This is a genomic window from Spirillospora sp. NPDC048824 (assembly GCF_043198455.1).
Taxonomy (GTDB): domain Bacteria; phylum Actinomycetota; class Actinomycetes; order Streptosporangiales; family Streptosporangiaceae; genus Spirillospora.
The window spans coordinates 742672-761070 of the sequence record NZ_JBICUS010000001.1 but is presented as its reverse complement, the minus strand read 5'-3'; the positions used below and the strand labels follow the sequence as shown (position 1 = coordinate 761070).

Sequence of the window (18399 nt, the reverse complement as noted above, 5' to 3'; positions counted from 1 at the left end):
TCACGTAGAAAGTGCTCCTTGAACTGGACTGATACGGACTTCGACACTCCACATCATCCCAGTTCAGGAGCATTTTTCTGTTTAGGCGCGCCACTCAACAGCCAGGCTTCGTGAAAGACCAGGGCTGGGTTCGACCTGCTGCTCGATGCCGGGAGGCTCCTGCCGCTGCTTGGGGTAGGGCGGCGTGGGCTCCGAGAGGGCCTGCGAATCCGTGGCTGGTTCTTTCCGGTCGTGCTCCACGTACGACAACCTCCTGGAATCTGCGGCGAAACTTGGCCCACTCGCTGGCTGGGACCAGGTTTCCCCTATGGCCTCGCACCAAACAGGCCGCGATTCACACGTCGTGGCAAATGTCGCCCTCCAGGTTGTTAACCGCTTACGAGGACTTGTGGGGCGGTGACCTTGATGCGGGTGCGGAGCCATTTTCCGCGTGTTTCAGCGGTCTCGCGGCATGTGCTGGCGAGGTTGAGAAGGTCGCGGTCGCGGGCGGCTTGAGCGGCCTGGACGAGGATCACCCAGGCGATCTCTGCTTCTTGCGCGCCGAGGTAGAGGTTGCGCAGGTCGCGGAGCAGCAGCATGCCGACCGGCTCGGAGCGGTCGGCCATCCGGGCGCTGGCTTTCCGGATGGGGTCCAGGAGCCCGGGGGGTCCGGCGACCTTCTGGCCGGAGGCTCCGTACCGGTCGGCGAACGGGGCGAGGCTCTCGACATGCTCGGCGCACTGCTGGGCGAGGGTGAGGCCGAGGTGGTAGAGGTCGTGCTCGACCGCGTGCCTGTCTGCGAGGCTGCGCAGCTCTTTGGCGAGATCGGCCTCGGCGTCCTGGACCTGCTCGATCGCCTTGTCGAGCTTCATGACACGCCGTCCTTGAAGGTCTCGGTGACGCCGTGGCCGCCGGTGGTCGCCGGGCCTGCTCCGGGTGGTGGCTCGGCTCCCGCGGTAGTCGGCGCGGGGGATGGCTCACCACCGCCATCTGCGATCTTCTCGACCCGTACGGCGGCCGTTTTGAACACCGGCTGTTTGGAGACCGGGTCCCAGTCGGTGATCGTCAGGTCGTTCGCTGCGCGCGGCCGTCCATCGGGCTCGGCGGCTTGGTCGCGGTCCCAGTGACCGTAGTGGAACGGGAGGAAGACGACGCCGTCGCGGATCCCGCTGACGCGCGCCCTGGCCTCGACCTGGCCCCGGGGTGACCGGATCCGTACCAGGTCGCCTTCGGCGATGTCGAGTCTCTGGGCGTCCGCCGGTGAGATCTCGGTCCACACGTCGGGAGCGGCGGCATCGAGTTGGCGGGCCCGCCCGGTCTTGGTGCGGGTGTGCCAGTGGTAGACCGAGCGTCCGGTGTTCAGCAGGAACGGGTACTCGTCGCCGGGCGGCTCATGCGGCGGTAGGTAATGCGCTGTCTTGAGGACGGCACGGCCGGCCGTCGTCATCGCCGCGTGGTCTTTGTACTCGTAGGCGGCGCCGGTGAGCATGGCGTGGCCGTAGTCTTCACAGAAGTCGCTACTGGTGTTGAACTGGTGGTCGGTGTAGAGGCGTTCGGTGCCTTCGGGAGCTTTGTCGTTGCACGGCCAAGGGATGCCGCTGCCGCCGCGGAGTTTGTCGTAGGACAGACCTGTGTAGTCGCAGGGACGGCCACGGGTCATCTCCTTGAACGCATCGAAGCATTCTTCGGGTGTGCGCCACTTCAGCAACGGTGCGCCGTCCTTGTCGGTCAACTCCAGGCGGCGCGCGTAGTCCAGGAAGACCTCCATGTCCGCGCGGGCCTCGCCTGGCGGCTGGACGGCCTTGTCCGACAGATGCACCGTCCGGTCGTGGTTGGTGTAGGTGCCGGTCTTCTCCCCCCACATCGCGGCGGGCAGGACGACATCGGCGAACTCGGCCGTCTCGGTCAAGAACGCGTCGCTGACCACGACGAACAGCCGTTCCTGCTTCAGGATCGAGCGGATCCGGTGCAGCTCCGGCAAGGAGACAGCCGGATTGGTTCCGACGATCCACAGGAAGCGGATCGAACCCTCTTCGGCATACCGGAACATCTGCATGACGTGCGTGGGCGGCGCCCAGCTCGGGATCTGGATGTCGTCGACGTTCCAGATCCGGGCGAGTTCCTGGACGTGCTCGGGATTCTGCCAATTGCGCATCCCGGCCAGATCGCCGTTGGCGCCGGTCTCCCGGGTGTTCTGCGCGGTCGGCTGACCGTTCATCTGGAAGACCGTGCAGCCGGGCCTGCCGATCATCCCGCGCAGCAGGTTGACGTTGTTGACCTGGCAGGCGGACGCGGTCGCCTGGTGCGACTGGTACACGCCCTGCAAACACGTGGAGACCAGACGCCGACCGGTGCCGATGACCCGGGCCGCTTCCCGGATGTCGTCTGCGGGGACACCGCATATCTCGGCGGCACGCTCGGGCGGATACTGCTTCACGACCCCTTCGAGCCCGCTGATACCGGTCGTGTGGTTCTCGATGAAGTCCCGGTCGACCCAGCCGTTGGCCAGCAGTTCGTGCTGGATCCCGTTCAGCAGCGCCAGGTTCGTGCCGCTGCGGATCGGCAGGTGGACATCCGCCTCTTGGGCGACCTTCGTCCGGCGCGGATCGACCACCACCAGCCGCGGCCGGTCGGGGCCCTGGAGCCGGTCGAGGATCCGGGTCCACAGGACGGTGTGCGTCTCGGCGATGTTGTGGCCGATGGCGAAGATCGTGTCGCATTCGTCGAAGTCGGCCATCGAGCCGGGATCGCCGTCGGTGCCGAAGGTCTCCTTCAATGCGAAATCGGCGGTTGCCGTGCACAGCCGTGTGTTCCCGTCCAGGTGCGGTGTCCCGATACCCGCCCGGACGATCAGCGAAAGCGTGTAGTAGTCCTCCAGGAACAGCTGCCCGGAGTTGTAGAACCCCATCCCGAGCGGACCTCGCTCGTCCAGGACCTCCCGCGTGCGGTCGACGACCAGGCCCATCGCCTCGTCCCAGCTCGCCGGACGCAACTCTCCGTCCCGCCGCACCAGCGGGTGCGTCAGCCGGTCTGGTGAGCTACCGGCCTGCCACCCGAACAGGCCCTTGGGCCCGAGCCGGCCGTGGTTGGCACGGTCCGTGCCGCGTCCCCGCACACCGACCATACGGCCCCCGTGAACACCGATGTCCATGCCGCAACCGTTCGAGCACAGCACACAGGCCGACTGGACCCACTCGACCTCGTCCTCGGAAACCCCCTCTTCGAGGTACTGGTCAACGCGGACGGGCCACGGCTCCCCCGCGCCATACGGCGTCCGCGCCCCCCAGATCTCGGCGACCCTGTCGGCCATTCCTGCTCTCCTCCGAGTCGATCCCGAACACCGAGCCCGGTGAGGACGTCACGCCCCGGGCAGCCACACATCGGAGGCGCAACTTCCCCGCTGCACGCCGGTCAAACGGCCGGTACCACTTCCCTCCCGAGCACATCGCGAAGTCGAGAGACGGCACGTGCCCAACCCTGCAGCCTCCGCCCACACCAACGCCGGTCCACTACCGGCAGCGAACAAGCCCGTCCCAAGGCCGCGAGCCCGTCGGTGACCAGCATGGGGATCTCAATGTCCTACGTGGGCTTGGCGGTTTCCCCCGCCGGACGACCGGTTGCTCCACTGGAGTCAGTCGGAGGGCGCCCCGGCCGGTTATGTGGTTGCAGCCGCACGGAGCAGGCGAGGGACGAGATCAGCGGCCAGGGGCAGGACTGAACTCTTCTGGCCCGGGAACCACTGGCCCTACGCGTGCCGGGCATCCGCAACCGCCAATCCGCTGAAGAGCCGATCCGCTGAAGGACAGAGATGCTCTGGCAGCCGCGATGGAGTTCACCAAGAGGAGAAGACGATGAAGACCCAAGACGCGACCGCGATCATCGACGACTGGCCCGAGGATTCGCGGGAAGCGGCACAGATCGTCCTCGACACCTACGGTGAGCCGGACGAAGCGGCCGAATCATTGCTTATCTGGCACCAGCCCGGCCCATGGAAGCGGGTGGAGGCGTCCCGGACCTTCCATGAGCACCAGTTCCCCGTACCCCACATCGACTCGGTGCTGTCGGTTCTCGACTACCGGGTTCCACCAGAGAAGTTCACCGCAATCGCCGAGTTCGACGGCAGCGTGATCGCCGAGCGTACGGCGGGGGAACTGTCCGCCCGCTGCCATGACGAACAGGCCAACTTCCTGGCGCTAAACCTGGTGCACGACATCGTGACCGGCGACAAGACCGTCGAGGAGGCCCGCCGCTACTACGCCAAGGAGTTCCTCGACGTCCGCCGCGGCCAGCCCACGCCCTACATGGACGGCCTACGCTTCACCCCGAGCACCGAACCCACCACTGACGCCGACGAGCGAATGCTGTCGGACCAGGACCTCGAGCAGGCCGCCGCGGAAGGGCAGTAGGCAGCACAACAGGCCTAGATCAGCTCCGGGCCCGGTGGGGACGTGCTCATCGCCGAAGCACCCGAGGCACGCGACGGCCTGCGGTCAGGATGATCTCCCGTCGTGACCATCCGGTTTCTCGTCGGTGGCTGAACGGCCACGCAGACCGTGCGGCACCTTCGGACAGCTCTCTGCGCCGAGCCCATGCGCGGCCGGCTGACCACCGACGGGTCCGAGCTCAACGGGATCGGTGGCCTGGTCGCTGTCGGTCTGCCCATGGAATGAGATGTAACGCAAGGTCCTCTCCTACGTCTGGCGCACCTCCACGCCGACCGGAGCAATGACGCCGCGGCCAGCGGCTCGTTGGCCAGTGCCCGCGATCTCACCGAACATTCGCGATCTCAACGCGCCGTTCAGAAAGGGTTGCGTGGCAGGTACACCACCTCGGCCTCTTCGGGAAACGTCTGTCACTTGGCGAGTGTCCCTAGTCGCTTCGGCAGGTGCCGCCGGGCCCAAAGGCGGTAGACGTGGTGGGTTTGCCGCTGCCGCGGCCGGGGAGCGTCCGGCACGATGACCAATCCCGCATCTCGACCTTCGGTCACCGTGAACCAGGTGGCCGCCGGAGATGTGCTGGTCGGCGACCTGCTGGGGCTGCCCGGGCACCCCTCCCCGACGGTGCTCGTGCGGCACATCGGTCCCATCAGCGAACCGATCACTGTCCATCACCGCGGGACCGCACTCAGGATCATCCCGGTCATGCTGACCTGGGAAATTGCCGGTTTGGAGCGGAGGGAAGGCGAGGGGGAGCCGGTGGTGGGACGGGTCTGGTTGACCATGCAGACCCGTGTCACCCGCCTAGCTGCGCCCTACGCCGGACACGGCGACTCTTAATTCCGCTGAGTGGCGGGGCTACTGTTCCCGGGGATGCTCGTTCTCGTCAGCGCCTTCACGGATGTCATCGGCTACAAGGTCCTTGAAGGGGCGAAGCTTGTCGTAAAGGCGCTTTGGCGGTACGGCCTTGTCCGCCTCGGGCTTGCCCAGGAGCCAGGTCGCGGCCTCGACGGCGGTGTCCCAGCCGACCTCGTCCGGGTTCTTTTCGTGATGGTGCTCGGCGTGCTCCTCGGCGGCTTCGGAAGCGGCCGGCGCGATCCTGTCGAGATAGACGTTGTGGAAGCCGCCGCGGTCTTCTTCGTGGTAGCTGATCTGGGCGCGATGGCCCTCGTACCTGTGGGCCTCCCGTCCTATCTGCGGGCGGAAGGTCGTGTACTCCGCACCATCGTCGTCCCGGACGACGTACCGGGTGTTGCCCGAGCGGCTCCGCACCTCCTCGACCTCTTTGACAAGAATTTCGGCTTTCATATACGCCGCCTACCCGAGCCGTTGAAGGCCATTCGCGCTTCTGAGGCTTGTCGACTACGGCCGGCACTCCCTGCTGGATGGCGACGTGGCGGGTGAACAGACATCGACCAGACGGGCATCACAGTGCTCTCCGCATCACCCGGCCGGGCCGCCGGTGTGGTCAGCCCTTGTCGCGGGCGTCGCGGATCATGTCGCGGACGCGGTCCATCATCGCGGCGGGCGGGCCGGCGAGCAGATTCTTGGTGGCGCTCTCGGTCCCGGGATGAGGGTGGGTGGGGGCGGTCGCCTCGGCGGCGCGGACGGCGGCGGCGAAGCCCTTGAGCTGAACCGGGCTGAACTGGCCGGCCAGCCGGTCGAACTCGTAGCGCTCCTCGGCGCGGGCGTGGGTCAGCACGTCGATGCGGAGCTTGTCGATCGACTTCAGGAACGCGGGGTCGTCGGTGTCCATGCCGTCCAGCTCGGACAGCAGTTCCTTGGCCTCGCGCTCTTCGGCCAGGCGGTCGTCCACGATCCCGTCGCCGCCGGGCAGTCTCCGGGCCACCGGGTGGACGATCTCCTCCTCGGCGGTCTCGTGCACGGCCAGCAGCCGGACCAGCGCCCGGAACGCCTCCTTGCGCTCCCGCCCTTCGGAGTGCATCACCTCGTCGAACAGGTCCCGGATCCGGCCGTGCTGCGCCTTCAGCAGGTCGACCAGGTCGGTCGTGGACGAGACGTCCGTCGTCTTGGTGCTCACAGGTTTCCCTCGCTTCGTCGATCGGTCCGCTACTGGTAGCGGTTCTGGCGCATGCTCGGGACGGGGTGCGGCCCCTCGGTCTCCAGCCGGTACTCCTCGCCGAACTTGTGCTGGTGGTCCTCCATGACCTGGTCGCTGGGCGGCCGCTCGGCGTTGATCTTGTCCTGGTACTCCTCGAACCGGCGGTGGGCCTCCTGGACGTAGCCGGTGCCCAGCGTCGTCCAGTCGATCTGGGTGGCCAGCAGCTCGCGGACGAGTTGCTTGTTCGGCTCGAAGGTGACCGGCTCGGGCAGCGACGGCGCCAGGACCTGTTCGGGGTCGCGGCCGTCGTGGCGGCGCATCAGGTCGCACGCGATGCGCAGGTGCTCCAGCTCCATGTTCAGGTGCAGTTCCCAGATGCCCTTGATGCGCGGGTCGGTCTCGGTCTGCATGAACGAGTAGTACAGGTAGCACTCGTTGTACTCGTGGTTGACCAGCCGTTCCCACCAGGTCTCCCCTGGGTCCACCAGCGACTCGTAGTGGGTGACGTGCTCCTCTTCGACCAGCCCGATCTCCTGGTAGAGCTGCCGGGCGATGGGCTCCATGTACATGGGGCCGACGTTCATGTAAAAGTTCATCGTCTGCTGCTCGGCCGCCATGATCGTCAGCGCGTGCAGCCTCGAGATCGGCGCGGCCGCCTCCCGATCGTAGGGCTCGCGGACGTTGTCGATCGGGTGGCGGTGATGCAGCCGCGTCGGCCGTCCCGGAATCGCCTCGGTGAGCTGATCGATGATCTTCTCGGCCTTGCGGTGCTCGATCATCTCGTACAGGTTGGCGTACCGGTACAGGTGGTCGAAGTCCTCCAGCAGCCCGAACTGGTAGGCCTGCTTGAGGTGGGGATCGGGCTCCTGCCGGGCGACCCAGCCGGTCAGGTCGACCGCGACCTGCTCGTAGGAGATCGTGGTCTCCAGCACCGACGCCTGGCCGGGCAGCAGCCAGTTGACGACCTTCTGCTGCTGCTGCTCGATGTTGCGGACCTGCGCGAGCTGCTGCTTGACCTCCAGATCCGGGCAGACCCGGTTGAAGTGGTGACTGAACATGATCGCCTCCACCTCGATGCCGTTCATCGCGATGATGCGGCACTTGGTGTAGGGATCGGAGGTGTCGGGATCGACGGGCGCGACGTCCAGCTGGCCCCAGTTACGCAGCTGGTCGTTCAGCGGGATACCGCGGTGTTCGAGCGGGTTGAACGCCACCAGGCTCACCCCTTCTGTGAGAGCGGATCGGCATGACGCTCGGGTGCGCCTACCCGGCACCACCCGTTCCGCACCTCCACAGCCGAACGACTTCAAGGTTTTGTCGCCTCCGTCCAACGGCTGAGGTCCGGCCTGCGAACCGGCCTCCCGCGACTCGTCGGCTACCCCTGGGGCACGGTGACCCTTCTGGTTCGAAGGCGGCGTGGGCCAGGCGACCTGGTTTGAAAGCCGGTCAATGGGAACCGGTGTTCGGTGCGATTCCCGGGGCTGCGAAGCCGTCTGAAACCTGTTGCCGGACGCCGATACCGGGGAGAGCGCCTCAAGCTGACGTTGAAGGCCGTCGTGGCGGCCTCCGTCGCATGGCTGGTGGCCAGATACCTTGTCGGTCACCCCCAGCCTTATTTCGCTCCACTGGCGGCGCTGCTCGGCGTGTATCCGACGGTGGCGTGGTCCCTCACAGAAAGCCTTGCCTACGGTGCCGGATTCGCCGTCGGTGCGGGCATCGCGATACCCGTCGGATTGTTGATCGGACCGAACACGTTCGGGATCGCCGTCGTCCTCTTCGTCGGGATGATGATCGCGGGCTGGCGCAGGCTCGGCGACCAGTCGCCGCAAGTCGCGTTCATCGCGCTGTTCGCGCTGCTGTTCGGGGGCCACCAGGTCGTCGATTATGTCTGGCCTCGTCTCGGCGATGTCGGGATCGGGCTTGCCATCGGACTGGCAGTGAACGTCTTGATCTTCCCCCCGCTGTACGTGCGGCGAGGCGAGTACGCCATCGCGGAAGCGCGGCACCCTGATCGACGCCATGGAGGCACTTGCCGAATACGTCGTCGAGCCCGACGAGTGGGGGCCGGTCTGGGATGAGCGCCAGTCGTGGCTGGTCACCGTCCAAGAGCAGGCACGGTATTCGGTCGAGCGAGGTAAGACGAGCCTGCGCGCCAATCCACGCGCGATGTGGTGGGGCTACCGGCTTCGCTGGCGCGAAGACTCGGATCAATGGTCTGCTCCCAGCCAGTTGAACAAGCTCGAACGCGATGTCGTACACACGCTCGATCGCCTGGACCTTTGCGTCTGGCTGCGGACGCGGACGAAGAACGCCTGCAGATCGACGTAGAGTTCCGGCGCGGCTACGCTGCCCTCCTCCGCAGGATCGCCGATCTCACGCGGATGCTCCCCGAGCCGCCGGACGAGGAGAAACTCGCCGAGGCCGAACGGATACAGGACGCGGTGGCGGGGCCCCGTCTCGGCCCGGGGGCGGATGTGTCCGGCCTCTGGGATCCGTACAGGAACTCTTGCGGCTCAGCCGCCAGCTGCTGGACCTGTTCCCCACTCACCAGCCCTGAGCCCGTTTTGTTCCGGTGCAGCCCGGCCATGCCCGCCGTCATCCGCACCGTGTGCCTCGGGCGCGAATCACCTGACACTTCGTCTACCGGCGACTTTGCAGTGACCCCTTTTCATCCTCGGGTGACCTCGTAGTTCTGTAGGACTGCGATTGCCTTGACGAGGTGGCCGGCCTTGCCAGGGCTGCAGCGGAGCTTGCGGAGCAGCTTCCATGACTTCAGTTGGGCGTTCGCGCGTTCACCGGGTCCGCGGAGCTTGGCGTGCGAGCGATTCGCCTGTTTCTGGGAGAGGGGCTTGTCCCGGCCCTTGTACGGGGTGATGACAACCTGGGCCTCGGCGCCTTGATATCCCTTGTCGGCCAGCGTGAGGACCCCGGCCTTGTCCAACTCGCGCAATATCCCCCACACGCGGGCGGCGGTCAGGTCGTGGGTGCGGCCGGGCAGCGCTCCCGAGGTCCACAGGATCGTCCCTTCGGGACCCGCGATGACCTGCACATTCATCCCATGGCAGCGGTGCTTGGCCGAGTAGTACGGCCGGTCGGCCCGCACCCGGTCGCACGCGATGAGCGTCCCGTCCAGTACCAGCAGGTGCAGCCCGTCCTTGGTCGCCTTTCGCAACGCCGCCGTCAGTTTCGGCGACCGCGCCGACAGCAGCGCCACCGCCTCCTCGACATACCGCCAGGCCGTGCTCGTCGACACCGCGAACCCGGCCCCGAGTTGGGCGAGGGGGTCCCCTTTGCGCAGGTGGACCATGACCAGCAGAGCCTGCTGCCCGGGGTTCAGTAGCCGCCAGGCCGACCCGATCGTCTTGCGGCGCCGCCGGATCAGCCCCGCCAGGTAGTTCAGCGTTGAACGCGACAAATCGACGGCGGCACGGTAAAACAGCATGCAGAGCCCCTGGTCCGGACGCGGTGGTTGTGGTGATCAACCCGTCTACCAGGGGTTTCTTTGCGTCATCGACCGAACGCCCACATCGCGATCATGCCGTGATCGGCGCTCGCCCAGACGGATGAAAAAGGGTCAGTCTTCGTTGTTTAGGCCCTCGGTTCTCGGCAATGTGTCGAAACACCTATAGGGGATTTCGTTCCCGTTGAACCGCAAGGCCGGTGTCTACGAAGAGGACGCCGCCGCACCCCCTGACGCTGCGCCGAAAGGTGCTTATATGCGTGTGCTCGGAATCAATGCGATCTTTCATGATCCGGCCACCGCGCCGTAGTCGCACTGACCGCGACCGAGGCGGTGCCGCCGGAGGCCGGGGTGCTGTCCACGCGCGTCGCCACGCTGGCGGACGCCGCGCGGACCCTGGCCGCCGACCCGCCGCGCGCCCGCCAGATGGGCAAGGAGGCGCGGGCCCACGCCGCCAAGCGGTACGGCCTGACCCGGTTCCTTCGCGACTGGCGGCGGACTCTCCAGGAGGTAACGCGATGAGGATAGCCATGATCTCCGAGCACGCCAGCCCGCTGGCCGCCAGGGGCGGCCCCGCGGACAAGGGGCTGGGCGGAGCCGACGGCGGCGGGCAGAACGTGTTCGTCGCGGAACTGGCCGCCGAGCTCGGCAGGCAGGGGCACTACGTCACCGTCTACACGCGGCGGGACGCGCCCGTCCCGTCCGGCCGGGTGCGGTTCGCCCCCGGCGTGAGCGTCGAGCGCGTCCCGGCGGGCCCGCCCGAGCGGATCGCCAAGGACGACCTGCTGCCGTGGATGCACGACTTCGGGCGCTACCTGGAGGAGCGCTGGGCCGCCGACCCGCCCGACGTCGCGCACGCCCACTTCTGGATGAGCGGCCTCGCGGCGATCCAGGCCGCGCAGCCGGCGGGGCCGCGGCGGGTGCCGGTGGTGCAGACCTACCACGCGCTCGGCACCGTCAAGCGCCGCCACCAGGGCGACAAGGACACCAGCCCCGCCTCCCGCGTCCGGCTGGAACGCGCGATCGGGCGGGCCGCCGACACGGTGATCGCGACCTGCTCGGACGAGATCGCCGAGCTGAGCGCGATGGGCGTCCCCCGCGACCACGTCCGGGTGGTGCCGTGCGGCGTCGACCTGAGCCTGTTCGCACCCGGCGGCGGCCCCGCCGGCCCGGCCGCGGGCCGGCACCGGCTCGTGGTGCTGTCGCGGCTCGTCGAGCGCAAGGGCGTCGACACCGCCATCCGGGCCCTGGCCCACCTCCCCGACGCCGAACTGGCCGTCGCGGGCGGGCCGCCGCACGGCGACCTGGACGGCGAGCCCGAGGTGCGCCGGCTCCGCCGGGTGGCGCGGGACGCGGGCGTCGCCGACCGCGTGGAGTTCCTCGGGCGGCTCGGCCGCGACGAGGTTCCCGCCCTGCTGCGGTCGGCGAGCCTGGTGCTCACCCTCCCCTGGTACGAGCCGTTCGGCATGGTGCCGCTGGAGGCGATGGCCTGCGGCGTGCCCGTGGTGGCCAGCGCCGTCGGCGGCCACCTCGACACGGTCGTGGACGGCGTCACCGGGACGCTCGGCCCCCCGCGCGACCCGGAGGCCGCCGCCGGGGCGGTCCGGGCGCTGCTGGACGACCCGGCCGGGCGTGCCGCGATGGGCGCGGCGGGCGGCGACCGGGCGCGCGGCCGGTACTCGTGGGCCCGCGTCGCGGAAGGCACCGCCGAGGTCTACCGGCACGCCGCCGCGCTGAGCGAGGTGGCGGCATGACGGCCCCGGCCGCGCACACCGGCACCGCGCGGACCAGGACCGCGACCGCGCAGGACCGGCGGCTGGAGGCCCTCGCCGAGGCCGCGCTGCGGTTCCGCGAGCACGTCCCCGCGATCGAGGAGTGGGGCCGCCACCTCGTCGGCGTGCTGCGCGGCGGCGGGCGGCTGCTGGCGTGCGGGAACGGCGGCAGCGCCGCCGAGGCGCAGCACCTGACCGCCGAGCTCGTCGGCCGGTTCGAGGACGAGCGGCGGCCGCTGTCGGCGATCCCGCTGCACGCCGACACCTCGTCGGTGACCGCGATCGGCAACGACTACGGCCCGGTCAACGTGTTCGCGCGGCAGGTGCAGGCGCACGGGCGGCCCGGCGACGTGCTGGTGTGCCTGTCGACCAGCGGCCGCAGCCCGAACGTGATCGCCGCGGCGCACCGCGCCCGGCAGCTCGGCATCACCGCGTGGGCCGTCACCGGGCCGGGGCCCAACGCCCTCGGCGGCGCGTGCGACGACGCGATCACCGTGCGGGCCTCCGCCACCGCGACCGTCCAGGAGATCCACCTCGCCGCGATCCACCTGCTGTGCGGCGTGGTCGACGAGGCCCTGGGGGTGAGACCATGACCGGCCCGCTGGTGGTCGCCGGCGACGTCCTGCTCGACATCGACATCGTCGGCAGCAGCAGCCGGCTCTGCCCGGACGCGCCCGTGCCCGTCGTCGAGCAGGCCGAGGAGCGGCCCCGCCCCGGCGGCGCGGACGCCAAGCTCAACCGCCCCGAGGACATGGCGGCGACCGTCGCGTTGGTGCTTTCCCAGACCCCCGGTGCGAGGTGCGGGAGATGGTCGTTTGCCCGTCACAGGAAAGGTCGTGGCCGTAGCGGTCCATGCGTCGGCAGACTGGGCGCTCCACCTCGGCGACCCGCTGACCGCCCCCTGCCTTACGGGCGCTGCGGCGCGGAATGCCCGACATGCGGATCACGCTCGCTGCACCGGCCCTCCTCAGCCCCACTCGCCCTCGATATCCGCACGGTCGATGACGTCCTGCCCACAGTCGGCCCGTGAGGCCCGCTTCCGCTCAGCGGGCCCTTGGACCTCGCGATCAACCTACTTGGAAAGAATAGGCTCAGGTCGTCCGGTCAGCGCGGCCTGCTCCCGATCCATGCGGCACGCTGGCGGAGCTACCTCGTCCCCCGGATCGCGCCGCACGGCTCAGGAGCTCATTCCGGCGCCCGCTTCATCGATGGCCTCGTCCAGTCGGGAGGCGAGTTCGACGTCCAGAGCGGTGACGGCTTCCACGGAGGCGGTGCGGACGGCAAGTTGGACGCCGTCGGCGCCGCGGCGTACTTCAGGTCCGCGGCCCATCTCCTCGCGGAGCAGGTCGATTCTGCGCAGCACCCGGTCGAGGTTGCCGGGTGGGAGTACGAGGGTCCGCCGTAGTTCGCCGGTATCGCCCGACCAGTCCGGGAGGGCACCCAGTGCGGCGTCCACCTCCTCGGGGGTAAGCGGCGCCTCCTGTCCGGCGGGGCCGGTGACACCGCCGCCCACCGCGGGAGGAGCGAACATCTCGCGGAGCTGTTCGGGCACGTCCAGCTCCGCGATCAGGTCGGGTTCCTGTTCGGCCAGCGCGGCGAGGACCGCCCGCACCCGAAGCCGCGCCTCGTCGGGCGGCCGATGCGCCAGCAGCGAGACGGCGCGGACGAAATCCGCCTCATCACCCTTGCGCACCTGCTCCTCGACGGGTAGGCGTCCCTTCAGCTGACCTGGCATCGCATCCATGAAGCGGTCCCGGTCGGGTTCATCGAGCGTGCGGGCCAGCACGGTCACGGTCGCCTCCGCGGCCGCTCGCGCAACCCCTGAGTCCAGCCCGGTCTTCTCCGAGACCTACTCCAGAAGATCCTGATACTTGACGGCCATACTCGGTCCCCCAACTCGGTAGGCCCTGGTCAGGTCCCTCAGCGATACCCGCCACCCCTGCTCCTACGCCCCAGCTCCCACTCGGCGACTTCGACCTGAAAGCAGTCCCAAGGCTCACGCCAGGAGATCCGGACCCAGGCATGTGCGCCGGGAGCACTGGCGCCGCCTCCGAAAGAGAGACGACTTTCAGGTCCGCTTCACCCGCGGGGCCACAAGAACTCGAAGCTTTGCCTGGTCAGTCGCTGCCGCGGCCGGACAAGCGGTCGCGGACCCGGTCGACGAGTCCGGCACCGGGAGCCAGCAGCTTGTTCAGCGGCGGCGTGTTCGGCGCCGAGGGGTGCGGGCGGGTCGGCGCCACACGCTTGGCGGACTGGACCTTGTCGCCCAGTTCCAGCAGCTGGTCGGCATCGGCGTGCTCGGCGAGCTTGGGAAACAGATTCCCTTCCTCGTCCTCGACGTGGGCGGACACGTCCTCGATGAGCCGGTTGACCAGCGTATTGAAGCTTTCGTGTGCGGCGTCGGCCTTTTCGAGCTCCTTGAGGATCCGCTCCACTTCGGCGTGCTCGGAGATCTCCCTGTCGGCGATCTGATCGCCGTCCGGCACGACTTTGCGGACCGCGGGATACAGGTAAGCCTCCTCGGCGATCGAGTGCCGGACCAGCTCGATGGTGACGTCATCGATGATTCGCCGCCGCTCGTCCGCGTCCGTCGCGGCCGACAGTTCGTCGAACATCTCCTCGACTTCACGGTGATCGTGCTTGAGAACCTCGATCACATCGCGCTTCTCGTCTCCCATGAGACCTCTCCCTCTGGTGTTCGCGCTCGGGCCGGGAGAACACCGCGTGCCGCGCCGTAGGGCCGGCAGGCGGCAATGACCTGCGGTGATCCACCGACACGGCACCTGGTACCCGAGCGAGCGAGCCCCACTCGCCTTCAGAAGACACGGATTCGTCGGTGAGCCAGGGGTACCAACGGGAAGGACGCAAGCACTACTGAGGGGGGATCATGGCGGACAACCCGTCGTTCATCGAGGTGCAGAAGTCCTTGGCCGGGATTGACTACCCGGCGTCCAAGGACGACCTCGTCAAATACGCGCAGCAGCACGGCGCCGAAGAGGGCATCGTGCAAGCGCTTCAGGCGATGCCCGACCGGGAATACGACGGGCCCAGCGGCGTCAGCAAGGAGATCACCAAAACCTCCTGACGCCCGACGTATCTCAAGCGGCCGGGGCCGGTTAGGTAGGCTCGACCGGCCCCGGGCACGGTCGCTGGACGGTCCCGTTACGGCGAGGAAGCCGCGGGTAGAGGCACCGGCATGGCTGATATCGGAGACAGCTTCAAGCCCGGAGAACGCGCACCGGAAAGCGGCTTCTACCAATGCGACTGCCCCAACTCCCACCGCTGGAGCACCGACGTGGCAGGCCACCCACTTCCACCGCTTCCACAAGGATGCAGCGGAAGCCAATGGACCCTGAAGGAACGCCGCCCCGTCGCATGACCATCACCGGCGGGCGACCACGTCCGCGAGGAGCCGAGGAGCCGCCGTGAACGCCGAGGGGGCCGACACAGCCGCGAAGGAGATTGACCAGCGGGATGCCACCCGGTCGTCGGCCTCAAGAACGAGGGCCTCGCCAGCGCACTAAGTGAGTGGCGGCCGTGGCCGGTCAGGTGGATGCGGGCCGAATCCACAGCCAGCCCGCACCCCGGACGGTCACCGTCAAGACGGGGCAACGCCTATGCCGTATCCGCTGATGGACCGAGTTCGTATCCGTCGAATGGCCTTCAGCAGATGATCGAGGCCTCGTCTTAGCCCGACACCGCCGTGCCGACGAGCGAGGCGCCGGCGCTGGGAGAAGCCGACCGGACCCCGTGAGCCGCTCTCCCGCAAGGGTATGCGGCTTCCCCGACTCCGACCACCCGCTCAAGGCGGGCCCGCGGGCGTGACGATACTGCGCTTGCCCACCCGACCCCCCGCCGTCCCGAACAGGCCGTCTCTTGCAAACCGGTGACTGCTTCTTGAGCTTCGTCGGTCCGGTACGCCGGGCACTGTATGCGGCCGGATCCACTACGGGACGGGCTCCCACGTCCCGCAGGCCAGTCCTCGTCTCAGCCCTCAACCAGCGCCTCGATCGTTAGATGCGCCGAATCTGGGGCATACGGTCCGTTTCGGCCCCGAAGAAGGACGACATGAACGCCGAGGCTCAGAGCCTCGGCCGGGCGCCTCGGCGCGCCGTCCGGCGAGCCGGGGACGAAACCCGAGACGAGGCACCAGATGCACAAGACCGACCCGGACGCGGACCGGGCCAGGAGGCGGTTCGAACGGGACGCGTTGCCCTACCTCGACCAACTCTACGCTGCGGCATTGCGGATGACACGCAACTCCGCGGACGCCGAGGACCTCGTCCAAGAGGCCTATGCCAAGGCCTACGCCTCGTTCCATCAGTTCAAGGAAGGAACCAACCTGCGGGCCTGGCTCTACCGCATCCTGACCAACACCTTCATCAACGAGTACCGCAAGAAGCAGCGGCGGCCCGCCGAGGCGACGGGCGAGACGATCGAGGACTGGCAGCAGGCGGAAGCGGCATCGCACAGTCCCGGCGGACTCAAATCGGCCGAGACCACCGCGCTCGAACACCTCCCCGACTCGGAGGTGAAACAAGCCCTCGGCGACCTGCCGGAGGAGTTCCGTATGCCCGTCTATCTCGCTGACGTGGAGGGGTTCTCCTACAAGGAGATCGCGAACATCATCGCGGTCCCCATCGGGACGGTCATGTCCCGGCTGCACCGGGGTCGCCGCCGGCTGCGCGCGCAATTGGAGGACTACGCCCGCCACCACGGCTTCGCCGCCTCCGCCTGATCCCCTTTCTGTCAGACCGCTGAGATGATCTTCTCCGGCCCACCGCTCTCGGGCGACAGCGGCCGGGCGTGCGCCGGGAGGGCGGTTACCCAAGTTCCGCCGCCCAGCCGCCCGCCGCCATATCGAGACAACCCACAAAAAAGACCTTCAGGTACGCCGGTGGCTGGCCACTCCGAGGAAGACCGCGGTCGGAGCTGTCAGCCTTCGCCGACCTGCACGGCCTTGGCGTACTGGGCAACACCTCTTTGAACTTCAAGGGCACAAGTTTCATCAACACGATGTCGGACCTGGTGGAGTTTAGCTAGACACACGGTCTCGACGGGATGGTCGTGGGCGACACCTGGTACGAACGGCGCCGCCTATCACCGCGTGGACCAGGCTGAGCCGCATCAGCCGACCGACCTGGTCGCTCTGTCGCCATCACCATGCGGCTTGCTCCTCGTATAGGTGAAGCGTGGAGTCACGCCCAGCCACCGCGCACGACGGCGCCCACACCGGCCTGGAACGGCTGGCCCGCCAAGGCACCGGGCGCCTGTTCGCGGCGATGGACTGGGCCGTCACTCCGGGACGCCCGCCCGCGCGCGGAGCGCGGCCGGGTCGAGCTCGGGTCTGCCTCCGGGACGGCCGACGGTGTCGGCGGCCGCCGCGACGGCGAGGCGGGCCGCGCGTTCCGGGTGGTCACCGCCGGCCAGAGACGCGATCAGCGCGGCGGTGAGGGCATCGCCGGCACCGGTCGTGTCGGCCACCGGCGTGTTCTCCAGCGGCAGGACCAGGTGACCGCCCCGCCAGACGAAGACGTTCCCCGACTCGATGGCCAGGGCCGCCAGCGACGGGCCGCGCCGGACGATGTCCGCCCCCAGGCGCACCGCCGCGTCGGCGTCGGTGAGGCGGTCCCCGGCCAGCATCTCTGCCTCCCGGGCGTCGGCGCGAACGAGATGGGCGGTGGCCAGCACCGCATCACGGTCCGCGCCCGACGGCGCCCCATCCAGCGCGACCCGCGCGTCTGCCGCGTGTTCCAGCGCCGCCTGCACCGCCTCCGGAGGTTGCTGCAGCTGGACGCTCACCCAGGCGGCCTCACGCAGGGGGTGTCCGGCCGCCGCGACGTCGGCGCCGGTGAGCAGGACGGGCTCCGGCAGGTCCTCCAGGTAGCGCCACCGGCCCGAACCGTCGACGACGTCCACGATCAGGCCAGTCTCCGCGTCCTCGCGCCGGACGACGTGCGACACGTCGATCCCGTCGCGCCGTGCTTGACCGAGCAGGCTCGCGCCGACGGCGTCGTCCCCGGCGACCCCGACCAGACCGGGCCGGACGCCCAGTTGCGCGAGAGCGACCGCCTGGTTCGCGCCCTTGCCGCCGAGCATCTCCCGGCGCCGCCGGACGTTCGCCGACTCCCCTGGGCCCGGGACATCATCGACGACAAGGACGAGGTCGCGGGCGATCTGCCCGACCACCGCGACGTCGATCATTGGCCCGGTCACGTGCCCGCCGACGGTGGGGCCTCGATCGTGAGGGCTTCGCAACGTCCGCCTTGAGCGGGCAGCGCGGTGTGGCCGGTCTTCTCCAGTCGCTGCTGCCCGTCCTGTATGTCCCGGAGGAGGACGTGCGCACGGGCGTCCCCGATCCAGTCCAGGACCGGATCGAGATCCTCCTCGTACTCCAGCGGGAGCGCCGCCCCACGGATGCCGTCGGCATCGCTCACCGCGATTCCTTCCGCTCCCCCTTCGGGCCCTCACCCCGCTCACTGGCACGCCGGGGTCTGCGCTTCTCGTCCATCTGGAGCTCGTCGTTCGCGCGCTCGCCGGCCTCGGAGTCGGCGGCGAACCCCTCGTTCTCCATCCGCTTGCGGATCTTCGCGCGCTTGATGTCGTACTTGTGACTTCCTGGGCGTGGCATGACGTCGCCCCCTTTCCCCTCGTCCTCCTCGCCTTCCCCGGATCCGGGAATCGATGCAG

20 protein-coding genes and 1 pseudogene are annotated in these 18399 nt (G+C 68.6%); 9 read left to right on the top strand and 12 right to left on the bottom strand.

Going from position 1 to position 18399, the window contains the following annotated elements:
* Nucleotides 1-368 precede the first annotated feature (368 nt).
* Entirely contained in the window at nt 369-851 is a 483-nt protein-coding gene (locus ACGFIS_RS03540) for a hypothetical protein (protein WP_392912647.1), read from the bottom strand.
* On the bottom strand, nt 848-3289 hold the full coding sequence (locus ACGFIS_RS03535) for a molybdopterin oxidoreductase family protein (RefSeq protein WP_392912645.1): 2442 nt from the start codon (nt 3287-3289) through the stop codon (nt 848-850). Before ACGFIS_RS03535 ends, ACGFIS_RS03540 begins: the two co-directional genes overlap by 4 nt.
* Before the next feature lie 541 nt (nt 3290-3830).
* Between ACGFIS_RS03535 and ACGFIS_RS03530 the strand changes: the two genes are divergently transcribed.
* Nucleotides 3831-4385: a hypothetical protein gene (locus tag ACGFIS_RS03530; protein ID WP_392912643.1), complete on the top strand. Its 555-nt coding sequence runs from the start codon at nt 3831-3833 to the stop codon at nt 4383-4385.
* A gap of 549 nt (nt 4386-4934) precedes the next feature.
* Nucleotides 4935-5255, top strand: a complete 321-nt coding sequence (locus tag ACGFIS_RS03525; RefSeq protein ID WP_392912641.1) for a hypothetical protein — start codon at nt 4935-4937, stop codon at nt 5253-5255.
* Nucleotides 5256-5273: 18 nt separating this feature from the next.
* Here ACGFIS_RS03525 and ACGFIS_RS03520 read toward each other — a convergent pair whose 3' ends face one another.
* The 3 genes from ACGFIS_RS03520 to ACGFIS_RS03510 form a co-directional block, all read right to left on the bottom strand.
* Nucleotides 5274-5723: a hypothetical protein gene (locus ACGFIS_RS03520; RefSeq protein WP_392912639.1), complete on the bottom strand. Its 450-nt coding sequence runs from the start codon at nt 5721-5723 to the stop codon at nt 5274-5276.
* 160 nt (nt 5724-5883) lie between these two features.
* The gene (locus ACGFIS_RS03515) at nt 5884-6456 is read right to left on the bottom strand and encodes a hemerythrin domain-containing protein (RefSeq protein WP_392912637.1); all 573 of its coding nucleotides are present in this window, start codon (nt 6454-6456) and stop codon (nt 5884-5886) included.
* A 29-nt stretch (nt 6457-6485) separates the two neighbouring features.
* Nucleotides 6486-7691: a hypothetical protein gene (locus ACGFIS_RS03510; protein WP_392969288.1), complete on the bottom strand. Its 1206-nt coding sequence runs from the start codon at nt 7689-7691 to the stop codon at nt 6486-6488.
* A gap of 330 nt (nt 7692-8021) precedes the next feature.
* Here ACGFIS_RS03510 and ACGFIS_RS03505 point away from each other — a divergent pair, with 330 nt between their 5' ends.
* Both ACGFIS_RS03505 and ACGFIS_RS03500 read left to right on the top strand, forming a co-directional pair.
* Nucleotides 8022-8555, top strand: coding sequence for an aromatic acid exporter family protein (locus tag ACGFIS_RS03505; protein ID WP_392969285.1), 534 nt, complete (start codon nt 8022-8024; stop codon nt 8553-8555).
* The gene (locus ACGFIS_RS03500; protein ID WP_392912662.1) at nt 8497-8805 is read left to right on the top strand and encodes a hypothetical protein; all 309 of its coding nucleotides are present in this window, start codon (nt 8497-8499) and stop codon (nt 8803-8805) included. Before ACGFIS_RS03505 ends, ACGFIS_RS03500 begins: the two co-directional genes overlap by 59 nt.
* 340 nt (nt 8806-9145) lie before the next feature.
* On the opposite strand, the gene ACGFIS_RS03495 is transcribed toward ACGFIS_RS03500, so the two are convergent.
* Complete coding sequence (locus ACGFIS_RS03495) at nt 9146-9919, bottom strand: transposase family protein (protein WP_392912631.1); 774 nt, start codon at nt 9917-9919, stop codon at nt 9146-9148.
* A 369-nt stretch (nt 9920-10288) separates the two neighbouring features.
* Between ACGFIS_RS03495 and ACGFIS_RS03490 the strand changes: the two genes are divergently transcribed.
* From ACGFIS_RS03490 to ACGFIS_RS03480, 3 genes are read left to right on the top strand one after another with little or no spacing between them, the layout of a single operon-like run.
* Entirely contained in the window at nt 10289-10459 is a 171-nt protein-coding gene (locus tag ACGFIS_RS03490) for a hypothetical protein (RefSeq protein WP_392912629.1), read from the top strand.
* Nucleotides 10456-11691, top strand: a complete 1236-nt coding sequence (locus ACGFIS_RS03485) for a glycosyltransferase (protein ID WP_392912626.1) — start codon at nt 10456-10458, stop codon at nt 11689-11691. The genes ACGFIS_RS03490 and ACGFIS_RS03485 overlap by 4 nt, the downstream gene beginning before the upstream one ends.
* Nucleotides 11688-12302, top strand: coding sequence for an SIS domain-containing protein (locus ACGFIS_RS03480; RefSeq protein WP_392912623.1), 615 nt, complete (start codon nt 11688-11690; stop codon nt 12300-12302). The genes ACGFIS_RS03485 and ACGFIS_RS03480 overlap by 4 nt, the downstream gene beginning before the upstream one ends.
* A 584-nt stretch (nt 12303-12886) precedes the next feature.
* Here the strand turns inward: ACGFIS_RS03480 and ACGFIS_RS03475 are convergent.
* From ACGFIS_RS03475 to ACGFIS_RS03465, 3 genes and pseudogenes are all read right to left on the bottom strand, one after another.
* Entirely contained in the window at nt 12887-13240 is a 354-nt protein-coding gene (locus ACGFIS_RS03475; protein ID WP_392912657.1) for a 4a-hydroxytetrahydrobiopterin dehydratase, read from the bottom strand.
* Between the two features lie 33 nt (nt 13241-13273).
* Nucleotides 13274-13546 (bottom strand): annotated as a pseudogene (locus ACGFIS_RS03470) (DUF2267 domain-containing protein); the annotation flags it as partial.
* A gap of 280 nt (nt 13547-13826) precedes the next feature.
* Nucleotides 13827-14387 carry a hemerythrin domain-containing protein gene (locus tag ACGFIS_RS03465; RefSeq protein ID WP_392912621.1) on the bottom strand — a complete coding sequence of 187 codons (561 nt, stop codon included), beginning with the start codon at nt 14385-14387 and terminating at the stop codon, nt 13827-13829.
* A 209-nt stretch (nt 14388-14596) separates the two neighbouring features.
* Between ACGFIS_RS03465 and ACGFIS_RS03460 the strand changes: the two genes are divergently transcribed.
* Together ACGFIS_RS03460 and ACGFIS_RS03455 are read left to right on the top strand one after the other, a co-directional pair.
* Nucleotides 14597-14794: a DUF2795 domain-containing protein gene (locus ACGFIS_RS03460; protein WP_392912618.1), complete on the top strand. Its 198-nt coding sequence runs from the start codon at nt 14597-14599 to the stop codon at nt 14792-14794.
* A 1068-nt stretch (nt 14795-15862) separates the two neighbouring features.
* Nucleotides 15863-16447 carry a sigma-70 family RNA polymerase sigma factor gene (locus ACGFIS_RS03455; RefSeq protein ID WP_392912616.1) on the top strand — a complete coding sequence of 195 codons (585 nt, stop codon included), beginning with the start codon at nt 15863-15865 and terminating at the stop codon, nt 16445-16447.
* 557 nt (nt 16448-17004) lie between these two features.
* Here the strand turns inward: ACGFIS_RS03455 and ACGFIS_RS03450 are convergent.
* Genes ACGFIS_RS03450 through ACGFIS_RS03440 form a run of 3 tightly spaced genes read right to left on the bottom strand, consistent with a single transcriptional unit; the run spans nt 17005 to nt 18340 of the window.
* Nucleotides 17005-17925: a PfkB family carbohydrate kinase gene (locus ACGFIS_RS03450; protein WP_392912614.1), complete on the bottom strand. Its 921-nt coding sequence runs from the start codon at nt 17923-17925 to the stop codon at nt 17005-17007.
* Nucleotides 17922-18146 carry a hypothetical protein gene (locus ACGFIS_RS03445; protein WP_392912612.1) on the bottom strand — a complete coding sequence of 75 codons (225 nt, stop codon included), beginning with the start codon at nt 18144-18146 and terminating at the stop codon, nt 17922-17924. Before ACGFIS_RS03445 ends, ACGFIS_RS03450 begins: the two co-directional genes overlap by 4 nt.
* Complete coding sequence (locus ACGFIS_RS03440) at nt 18143-18340, bottom strand: hypothetical protein (protein WP_392912610.1); 198 nt, start codon at nt 18338-18340, stop codon at nt 18143-18145. The genes ACGFIS_RS03445 and ACGFIS_RS03440 overlap by 4 nt, the downstream gene beginning before the upstream one ends.
* Nucleotides 18341-18399: the final 59 nt, after the last annotated feature.